Source organism: Lysinibacillus sp. NPDC093190 (assembly GCF_050280425.1).
In the GTDB taxonomy this organism is placed as follows: Bacteria; Bacillota; Bacilli; order Bacillales_A; family Planococcaceae; genus Lysinibacillus.
Window position 1 is genome coordinate 19938 of the sequence record NZ_JBNNVG010000045.1, and the last position, 9651, is coordinate 29588.

Genomic DNA, 9651 nt, shown 5'->3' on the forward strand with positions numbered 1-9651 from the left:
ATTATTTTCAATGCCGAAAGCGTAGAGACAGCTACAGAAGTCCCCCACCTCTATTGGTGACGCAATTATGCCGAGGCATAATTGATTGCAATTTTTAAATTTTATTTCTCTCTTTTATACACGCTTCATAAAGAAGAATAAAATAATTGCAAGAATTAGAGAAAAGGTTAAGGGATGTAATAGATACTCCTCAAACATATTATTTTCGTAATTTTCTGATTTATATTGAAATAGTAGATGAGTTTTATTTACAATAATTGTGTAAAGCTTTCATAAATCATAATAGGGGTGTTATAGATGACAAAGGTGGAAGTAAGTTTTAAGCATTTACCAACGACTGCAGTTTCAGATGCGACAGGAGGACATACGAATTTACGTAGTGATATTAAACCGTTAGCAGATCATTATAAAATTGCTGGCCGTGCGGTAACAGTGCGTTTACCAGATGGCGAAAATGGTGCAGTATTGGAAGCCATTCGAGCTGCTAAAGAAGGGGATATTTTAGTAATTGACGCTAAAGGGAATACCAACCGTGCAGTTGCCGGTGATTTTGTTCTTTCATTAGCGAAGGGTATTGGTATACAGGGCTTTGTCGTTGATGGTGTTATTCGTGATATTGCAGCTATTCGTGAGCTAGACTTTCCTGTATTTTCACTTGGCACAACGGTAGCAGCTGGCAATAAAAACGGAGGTGGGAAAGTAAATGTTCCTATTGCTATTGGGGGGGTTGCTGTTCATCCTGGCGATTATATTATTGGGGATATGGACGGTGTTGTTGTCGTGCCTCAGAATGATGCAGAGCGTATGGTTGCAGCTGCTGAGGCCAAAATCCAAAAGGATGAATTGCGTGCACAAGAAGCACATGTAAATGGGAAAGAATCAATTATTGCTTATTTAGATAAAGTATTAACTTCTTTCAGCTGAAGCTGAAATAGAGGAACTCAGTCTAAGAACGCCACGTCCTGTGGCAACGACTGAGTGACCAACATCATGTTGTTGTTGCTGTCGCTTCGCTTTCGCACAGACAAAACCCGTTGTTGCTGTCGCTTCGCTTTCGCACAAAAAAACATCTGCAGGCCTAAGCACAAACGATTCCGGACGCAATTATGCTGAGCATAATTGATCAAAATAAAAAAATCCTCACGATGCCATCCATACATCGTGAGGATTTTTTTAAATTTTTATGCTAAATTTTCATTTTCTTTAAAGTAATTTTTCATTTTCTCTGAATCGAAACGGCCTTCCCATTTCGCCATTACTAATGACGCAAGTGAGTTACCAATTACGTTAACGACTGTACGTCCCATATCAAGAATACGATCGATACCTGCGATGAATGCTAAACCTTCAATTGGAATACCGACAGTACCTAAAGTTGCTAGAAGCACAACGAAGGATACTCCTGGAACACCTGCAATCCCTTTAGATGTAACCATTAATACAAGCATTAACGTAATTTGTTCACCAATGCTTAGGTGAATACCGTACATTTGAGCAATAAATAATGCAGCAATAGCTTGGTACAGTGTAGAACCATCTAAGTTAAAGGAGTAACCGGTTGGAATAACAAAGGATACGATATCCTTTGGAGCACCTAGTTTCTCCATTTTCATCATAATTCGCGGTAACACGGCTTCAGAACTTGCTGTTGAGAACGCTAAAATCAGCTCATCTTTTAGTACTTTAATTAAGAAGAAGATACTGATACCTGCAAATTTGGCCACAAGACCAAGAACGACAAAAATAAAGAATAGCATTGTTGCATAAACAAGTATAGCGAGTTTGCCGAGTGGTATTAGTGAAGCGAATCCATATTTGGAAACGGTTACACCGATTAAACCAAATACCCCAAATGGAGCGAATTTCATCACGAGGTTAGTTACCCAGAACATGGTATCTGCTACCCCTTGGAAGAAGTTTAATACTGGTTTACCTCGTTCGCCAATGGCAGCAACCCCTAAACCAAAAATAACTGAGAAGAAAATAATAGCAAGCATATCACCTTCAGACATTGCCTGAACGATATTTGTCGGTACAATACCTACAATAATATCAAATGGTCCTTCATGCTGTACTTCTTCTGTAGTTGCAACGTATTTCGAAATATCTCCTTTAGAGAGCTCGTTCATGTTTACGCCCGCGCCTGGTTGGAATAAGTTTGCGGAAAGTAAACCAATTACAATTGCTACTGTTGTAATAATTTCGAAGTAAATAAGCGATTTTCCGCCTAATCGTCCAAGCTGTTTCATATCTCCAGTTCCAGCAACACCGACGATTAAAGTTGAAATAATAATCGGTACAACGATCATTTTAATTAGATGAAGGAAAATATCACCTAGAGGTTGTAAATATGTTTCGATTTTTGGGCTTCCATAAAATATTCCGCCAACAATAATCCCTAAAATCAAACCGACTAAAATTTGAGTGGCTAAACTGATTCTAAATTTCTTCTTCAAAACCTTAGTACCTCCTAATATTAAAATTTTTAGGACTTGCCTTACTTTAATAATACGGAGGACTTATGAAATCCGACAAAATCCGAGAAAATTAATTTAATTTAGTTAAAATGTCTGAATATAATACCTGAATAAACTTCTTAATATTAACCTTTGCTTTGCGATTTTTGTGATCTTCTATCTGAGTCATAAGCAGACGAATTTCTTTAAAGTCAAAGTATCGAGGCGCATAATATTCAAATTCGGAGTTTGTATAATCTACGACACCTAAATTGGCGAGATTTATCATCGCTGCTAATATAGTACGGCGCACACGCTGCTCAATAGCTTTACTTTCCTTCAAAATTTCATCTGGTGTAGCCTTTGTGACAACTGCAATCTCCTCATAAAGCTCCTTTAATGGTGGAAGTGGTGCAATTTTGTGCTGATGAGCAAGTAATGTTTCGATGATAGCTATAATATCTTCGCTTCCGATCTCACCAACGATACCCATATCATTTAAGATAGATTGAATATGATCGCGTGAAGTTGCTTTATGATTTATTTGTTCACTTAGATCAATATTTGTAAGTGATTGGCGAATAATAAGCAATGAGTTTTTTAGGCGAAATTGTTCAGTTGTTTTACGTAAAACATTCTCAACCTCAATACGATTTATAGGTTTATGAATAAAGAAATCTATACCCTGCTCATATGCCTCACCTACCATTTCCTTATTCACTACTTGAGAAATCATGACAAATTGTCCCTCAAAACGATTTTGAATAAGGTGCTCGACTGTTGCTATCCCATCCAGCTTAGGCATAAGTAAATCGATTAACACAAATTCTGGCTGTGTCATTAAAATTTGTGGAATGGCGTCCTCACCATTGCGTGCTTCACCAATAACTGTACCTAAGCCACTATCTTCAATAATTTGCTTTAACATGACCCGACTTGCACGATCATCATCTACAATAAAATACCTCATTTAAGTCTCTCCCGTTTGAATAGTTTGCGTAGGAACTGCAATTTTAAACATCGTGTTTTGATTGTTTGATTCAACGGATATTGAGCCATTTAATTTATTTACTAATTCAATCACATGTGAAAGCCCAATACCTGTTGCTGCGACACCATCTACATTGTATTTTGTGGTGTATCCAGGTTCAAAAATAATAGAGAGATTACTTTGCGGAATGCCCTTCCCATTATCACATACTGTTATTACAGTATCATCCTGTTGCTGCTGAATGGCAATAGAAATGATACCTTGATTTTCAATTGATTCAATAGCATTAGCTGTTAAATTATTCAAAAGTGCAAGCAATGCAATATGTTCTTTCGTTTGAAAATCGATTTCAATATTTATGTTAAACTCAATTTCTTTCCCGAGAAAATCAGCGTATTTACTGTTGCCGTCTTCAATATAATGTAATAATTCTGACAATCTTAAGGAGCCAAAGCTCTTTTCACCAACAATTTTAGAAATACCTGCATAAATGCGTTGTGAATCCTTCTTCACTTCATGAATTTCCTGGGCAATATGAAGTGCTTGTAAACTTTCTGCACGATAGCCTAGCGATTTTAATTGTCTATATAATTCAAACCCACTGGCTGTAATTGCTTCTATATGGTTCATAGATTTTTTTAAATAAAGTGTCTCAACATATAAATCTGAGCCGATCGTAAGCATTTCCTGAACACGTTTTTTTTGCTCAGCAATTAAAATGGAACTATAAATACCAACAACAAAAAAACTACGTAATAAAGCAACTGCTAATAGTATAAGTAAATCATGAAGGAGTAAAAAAGTGTAAGAATTTATTAGAAAACGAAATAGTTGTTCCACTAAATTACTGAATACTTCGCTAAACGCAACTAGCAATCCAAGCAATAGTGGTTTTTCTCTATATTGATGAATGCTTAGAATTTGTAGGCATATTGCAAACAATATATAAAATGCAGCAGCAGGCAAATGTATTAGTAAACTATCGACTAATGGAACATCATGTAAAGAGTAATTAATGATAACTCGAAAAATGGTTGTCACGATGCTCGTAGTAAATCCAGCCAAAATGATAGGTGTAGGTCTAAGCAGAATGCATAAAAAGAAAATAATACTTCCAAATCCGAAACGAAAAGTTGTATCAGCGAAAGGCATTATTTTAATCTCACTACCGATAGCAGTTAACAGAGCAATTGTGAAAATCCAAGTGAGGGAAGCGCGAGATATGTAAAATTTCGAGTGCATAAAAAAATCCTCCCTAATCAATATTAACGAAGCAGTATAGCAAAGAAAAGGTATGCTAAAGAGCTCGTTTGCGTGTTTGAAATAAAGGTAATTGTACCACTACTTTAGATGTTGTGTTGGGGCGGAACGTGACTTCGAAACGAAAGCGCATTTGCCTAGATGAAATAATACTATAGATTATTCCCGTTTATAAAATCATAATTTACAATAAAAAAATACCACAACCTAAGTGGAAGTGGCATCTAGTAAGTGTTTCATACAATTTTTTAGGCAAAAAAAAACGGCTACATTCGTAGTCGGAATTTTAAAACTGGAGGAGGTAGAGGGATTCGAACCCCCGCGCGGTGTTACCCGCCTGTCGGTTTTCAAGACCGATCCCTTCAGCCAGACTTGGGTATACCTCCATGTTGTTTTGTTACGTTGTCTCATCGACAAAAATAAATTTATCATATTTTAAAATTCGCGTCAACAGCTTTTTTATTTTTTTTATAATTTCTTATTTACAGTGCTGATAGAATATTCCACACAAATATTATGTGTATTAAGTTGCAATTTATGAAAACAGTCAGTATACTAGATATTGCCGTGCTAGGTGGGAAGGTAGCGGTGTCCTGTAACTCGCAATCCGCTCTAGCGAGACTGAATTCCTTTTTCGAGGCTGTCCGTATTGTTTGGTCTGCCTTTTGCACGTAGTGTTGACGATTGGGTCCTGCGCAATGGATACCCATGAACTATGTCAGGTCCGGAAGGAAGCAGCATTAAGTGGTCTTATTCATGTGCCGCGGGGTTGCCTAATCTGAGCTAACGACAAGAGTAACGCTTATGTGCGGCTGTCGAAGAAAGGTGCACGGCATTAAATTGCCAATTCAAACGCATCCGTCTACAAAAGGCGGATGCGTTTTTTTTATGATTTTACAATATTTGTTGGGATGGAAGGGGACTCTCCAGAACGTTTAAGGAAGATTTACATCAACAACCTTCGCTATGGAAGTGAGAGAGATTGTCCCGAATTTTTAGAAAAGCGATAACACTATTTTATAAATAATGAGGCAAATGCTATAATAGAACTATTCTATATTATGAAGAAGAGGAGAGGAAATCATTGACGTATCAAGCATTTTATCGTGTGTATCGACCACAATCATTCCGAGAAATGTCTGGTCAAGCACATGTCAAAAGAACGCTACAAAATGCTCTCCTAGCGAATAAAACAACACATGCTTATTTATTTTCTGGCCCACGTGGTACCGGGAAAACAAGTACAGCTAAAATTTTTGCAAAGGCTTTAAACTGTGAGCATGCACCATCAAACGAGCCTTGTAATGAATGTGCTACTTGTGTAAGCATTACAGACGGTTCTCACCCAGATGTTATTGAATTTGATGCGGCGTCTAATTCACGCGTTGAAGAAATACGTGACATCATTGAGAAAGTTCGATTTGCTCCTGCAAGTAGCAGATATAAAGTGTATATCATTGATGAAGTGCATATGCTTTCTACGAGTGCTTTCAATGCCCTTTTAAAGACATTAGAAGAACCACCTTCTCACGCTGTATTTATTTTAGCAACGACAGAGCCCCATAAATTGCCTGCAACAATTATTTCGCGGTGTCAGCGCTTTGATTTCAAGCGTCTTTCAACCAATGATATTATTGAGCGCATGAAAGTTGTCTTAGAGGATATTGAGTTACCATTTGAGGAACAAGGTTTGAAGGTCATCGCACAATCAGCAGCTGGTGGTATGCGTGATGCTTTAAGCTTATTAGATCAAGTTGTATCCTTCAGCGGAGAAAAGTTGAAGCTTGAGGACACATTACTTGTTACAGGTTCTATCAGTCAGGAAGTTTTCTATGAATTAGCAGAAGCTCTAAAAGTAAAAGATGTCGCACAAATGCTTGCGTTATTAGAACAGCTTATTGCGGATGGGAAAGATCCTCTTCGTCTTTCAGAGGACCTGATTACATTTTTCCGGGACTTATTATTACTGCAAACAAGTGAGGATTTGGCCGAATTATTAGAACTAGTATCACCGGAGGAACGAGTATTTACATTAGCGCATGATTTTGCACCGGATTTGCTATATGGCTACATTGATATTTTAGCGAAAACACAGCAAGAAATGCGGTTCTCCCACCATACAAAGATTTACTTAGAAACAGCGTTACTTAAAATGGTGCAGTTTTCGGGTGGCGCAATTGGTCAAACTACGACTTCAGGTGAGGTAGCTATGAGCCCTGAACTCGCTCAAAAAATCGTGGCACTTGAGCAGATGGTGCAACAACTATCAGCCCAATTACAAGCTGGTGCTCCGATGCAAACGACGCAAGCACCAAAAGAGCAACGTCCACGAGCTAAAAGTCCAAATGGCTATAAAGCACCAACAGGTCGTATTCAAGAGATACTAAAGGATGCTACAAAGCAAGATGTGCAACGTATCAAATCGGTTTGGGCACAGGCATTAAGCCAAATGCAAAAATCTCAATCAGCTCTTTTAGCAGAGGCTGAACCTGTTGCGGCATCTTCAAGTGCTTTTGTGTTAAAATTCAAGTATGATATTCATTGTCAAATGGTTGCTGATAATCAATCCCTAAAAGCTCAATTCACACAATTAATTGCAGGGCAAACTGGTACTATGTATGAAATGCTTTGTACGCCAGAAGATGCTTGGTTAAAATTACGTGAAGAGTTTATTCGTGATCATGGCTTACAGCAGGAGAAAAAATCTCAGAATGAGACCGATCATGAAGTGGAATTATTAGAACCACCACCGGCAGAAATGGAAGAAGGGCCGTTTATCGACGATGCTCAACCACTTGCTTCACAAGATCCACTAGTGACGGAAGCAGAAAAGCTGTTTGGTAAAGATTTCATTGAAATTGTTGAAGACTAATCATTTAGGAGGAATATGTTTATGCGTGGAATGGGAAATATGCAAGGTATGATGAAAAAAATGCAAAAAATGCAAAAGGAAATGATGGAGGCTCAAGAGGCTTTGAATGCAGAGCAATTTGAAGGTTCTGCTGGTGGCGGTATGGTGAAAGTAACTGTAACTGGCCAACGTGAAATCGTAGAAGTAAATCTTGATCCATCAGTAGTAGATCCAGACGATATCGAAATGCTACAAGATTTAATCGTTGTTGCTACAAATGAAGCGTTGAAAAAAGTAGATGAAAAGACAAATGCAACAATGGGTAAATTCACTCAAGGCATGAACCTTCCATTCTAGGAGGTAAGTAAATGTACTACCCAGAACCTATATCGAAACTGATTGATAGTTTTATGAAATTGCCAGGTATCGGGCCGAAGACCGCGGCTCGTCTGGCGTTTTTTGTGTTAACAATGAAAGAGGATGACGTTTTATCCTTTTCAAAGGCATTAATTGATGCCAAACGAAATTTAAGCTACTGCTCCGTGTGTGGCAACATAACTGATGTAGATCCATGCCATATTTGTACGGATAAACAACGAGATCATTCTATTATTTGTGTTGTTCAAGATACAAAAGATGTAATTGCGATGGAAAAAATGCGTGATTTCAATGGTGTGTATCATGTATTACAGGGAGCTATTTCACCTATGGATGGTATTGGTCCAGAGGATATTAATGTCGCTTCTCTACTAGTTCGTTTGCAAGATGAGGCTGTTCAGGAGCTTATTTTAGCTACGAATTCAACTATTGAAGGCGAGGCAACAGCTATGTATATTTCTCGTTTAGTGAAGCCGTCTGGCATTCGAACAACACGGATCGCTCATGGACTACCAGTAGGTGGGGATTTAGAATATGCAGATGAAGTAACGTTATCGAAGGCAATGGAAGGTCGCCGAGAATTGTGAGTGAGGGATTAATATGTTCTTCCGCAGTAAGGGAAAATTAAAAAAAGAATTCGACGACAAGCTTGTGAGTCTTATAAAAGAAACAAAAGAGGATTTACAGCAGGCAAAGATAATTGAAGAACTACTAGATGACTATGATTTAGAAGTAATAGCTCAAAAGAAAGCAGCGGAGAGTATACATTTTTATTTATTCAAGGAAGCTAGAATTCGGAGAGTATTAATTAAATAATAGTTTTTTAACTTATCACAGCGGGTGTCCAAACATCCGCTGAAATAGAGGAACTCGGTCTAAGAACACCACGTTCTGTAGCAATGACTGAGTGACCAACATCATGTTGTTGCCGCTGCGTTAGCACTACGCTTTCGCACAAAAAACATCTGTTGGCCTAATGCCTCCGGCGGATGTCACGGAATCGAAAAGGAGTTCATATAGGATGTTAGCCTAAAATCATCGCATCCATGCGATAACGGCTAACTGACATGCATCACGCAGGCCTAAGCACAAAGCCGAATCCGGACGCAATTATGCCGAGGTATAATTTATATTCATAGAAGCAAAACAGGAAACATAAACTTTCATAATTATATTGCTAAGGGGGAACCATATGTCGTGGTTAGTAATTATGAGTTTTTGTGTGCCTGTAGTGCTTCTTTTTCTTTATATAATAATAAGACATGCCAAGATGGGTAAAATTTTAGAAGGAATGTCTGTGTTTTGGTTTAGATTTGCTTTTGCCTTTCTACTATTATTTATTATTCACTTAGGCATAGGGTATGCTGGCTATAATGTACCGATTAATCTATTTTCAGTGTTCACAATTGCGATATTAGGTATTCCGGGTGTACTAGGAATAACGGCTTTAATATTTTTTTTATAAAATGCTTGCAAAACAGAAATATTGTAGTATAGTAATAAGAGTCGTTAAGATAACTGTTTGGAAGACAAATGAATTTTAAGTTGAATAATTTAGTTGTTGACATCTAGCGAACGACATGATATTATATAAGAGTTGCTGTTGAAGAAATGGCGACGAAATGAACCTTGAAAACTGAACAAGCAAAACGTAATCAATAAAGTTTTTAGTAACTAACCTTGAGTTGGTGAACGAAACAAAATTTTGGACATCA

At 37.7% G+C, this 9651-nt stretch carries 9 protein-coding genes, 1 tRNA gene and 1 other RNA gene; 7 read left to right on the plus strand and 4 right to left on the minus strand.

Annotated elements, in window-relative coordinates; translation table 11 throughout:
• Positions 1-297: 297 nt before the first annotated feature.
• Positions 298-924 carry an RraA family protein gene (locus ACQKOF_RS23355; protein WP_427562372.1) on the plus strand — a complete coding sequence of 209 codons (627 nt, stop codon included), beginning with the start codon at positions 298-300 and terminating at the stop codon, positions 922-924.
• Positions 925-1181: 257 nt separating this feature from the next.
• Here the strand turns inward: ACQKOF_RS23355 and ACQKOF_RS23360 are convergent, their stop codons facing one another.
• From ACQKOF_RS23360 to ACQKOF_RS23375, 4 genes are all read right to left on the minus strand, one after another.
• On the minus strand, positions 1182-2456 hold the full coding sequence (locus ACQKOF_RS23360; protein ID WP_427562374.1) for a cation:dicarboxylate symporter family transporter: 1275 nt from the start codon (positions 2454-2456) through the stop codon (positions 1182-1184).
• 91 nt (positions 2457-2547) lie between these two features.
• Positions 2548-3426 carry a response regulator gene (locus tag ACQKOF_RS23365; protein ID WP_337992051.1) on the minus strand — a complete coding sequence of 293 codons (879 nt, stop codon included), beginning with the start codon at positions 3424-3426 and terminating at the stop codon, positions 2548-2550.
• A complete protein-coding gene (locus ACQKOF_RS23370; protein ID WP_427562377.1) occupies positions 3427-4689 on the minus strand; it encodes an ATP-binding protein in 1263 nt (420 codons plus the stop codon).
• A gap of 311 nt (positions 4690-5000) precedes the next feature.
• A tRNA-Ser gene (locus ACQKOF_RS23375) sits at positions 5001-5093 on the minus strand.
• 179 nt (positions 5094-5272) lie between these two features.
• Between ACQKOF_RS23375 and ffs the strand changes: the two genes are divergently transcribed.
• The 6 genes from ffs (at position 5273) to ACQKOF_RS23405 (ending at position 9401) form a co-directional block, all read left to right on the plus strand.
• An RNA gene (ffs, locus tag ACQKOF_RS23380) (signal recognition particle sRNA large type) lies at positions 5273-5540 on the plus strand.
• A gap of 251 nt (positions 5541-5791) precedes the next feature.
• Positions 5792-7579, plus strand: coding sequence for a DNA polymerase III subunit gamma/tau (dnaX, locus tag ACQKOF_RS23385; protein WP_427562380.1), 1788 nt, complete (start codon positions 5792-5794; stop codon positions 7577-7579).
• Positions 7580-7600: 21 nt separating this feature from the next.
• Entirely contained in the window at positions 7601-7915 is a 315-nt protein-coding gene (locus tag ACQKOF_RS23390; RefSeq protein ID WP_387086381.1) for a YbaB/EbfC family nucleoid-associated protein, read from the plus strand.
• A gap of 11 nt (positions 7916-7926) precedes the next feature.
• Complete coding sequence (recR, locus tag ACQKOF_RS23395; RefSeq protein WP_427562382.1) at positions 7927-8523, plus strand: recombination mediator RecR; 597 nt, start codon at positions 7927-7929, stop codon at positions 8521-8523.
• A gap of 13 nt (positions 8524-8536) precedes the next feature.
• A complete protein-coding gene (locus tag ACQKOF_RS23400) occupies positions 8537-8752 on the plus strand; it encodes a YaaL family protein (protein ID WP_370048828.1) in 216 nt (71 codons plus the stop codon).
• Positions 8753-9128: 376 nt separating this feature from the next.
• Positions 9129-9401 (plus strand): pro-sigmaK processing inhibitor BofA family protein, encoded by a 273-nt coding sequence (locus ACQKOF_RS23405; protein ID WP_370048830.1) that lies wholly within the window; start codon positions 9129-9131, stop codon positions 9399-9401.
• The last annotated feature ends 250 nt before the right edge of the window (positions 9402-9651 follow it).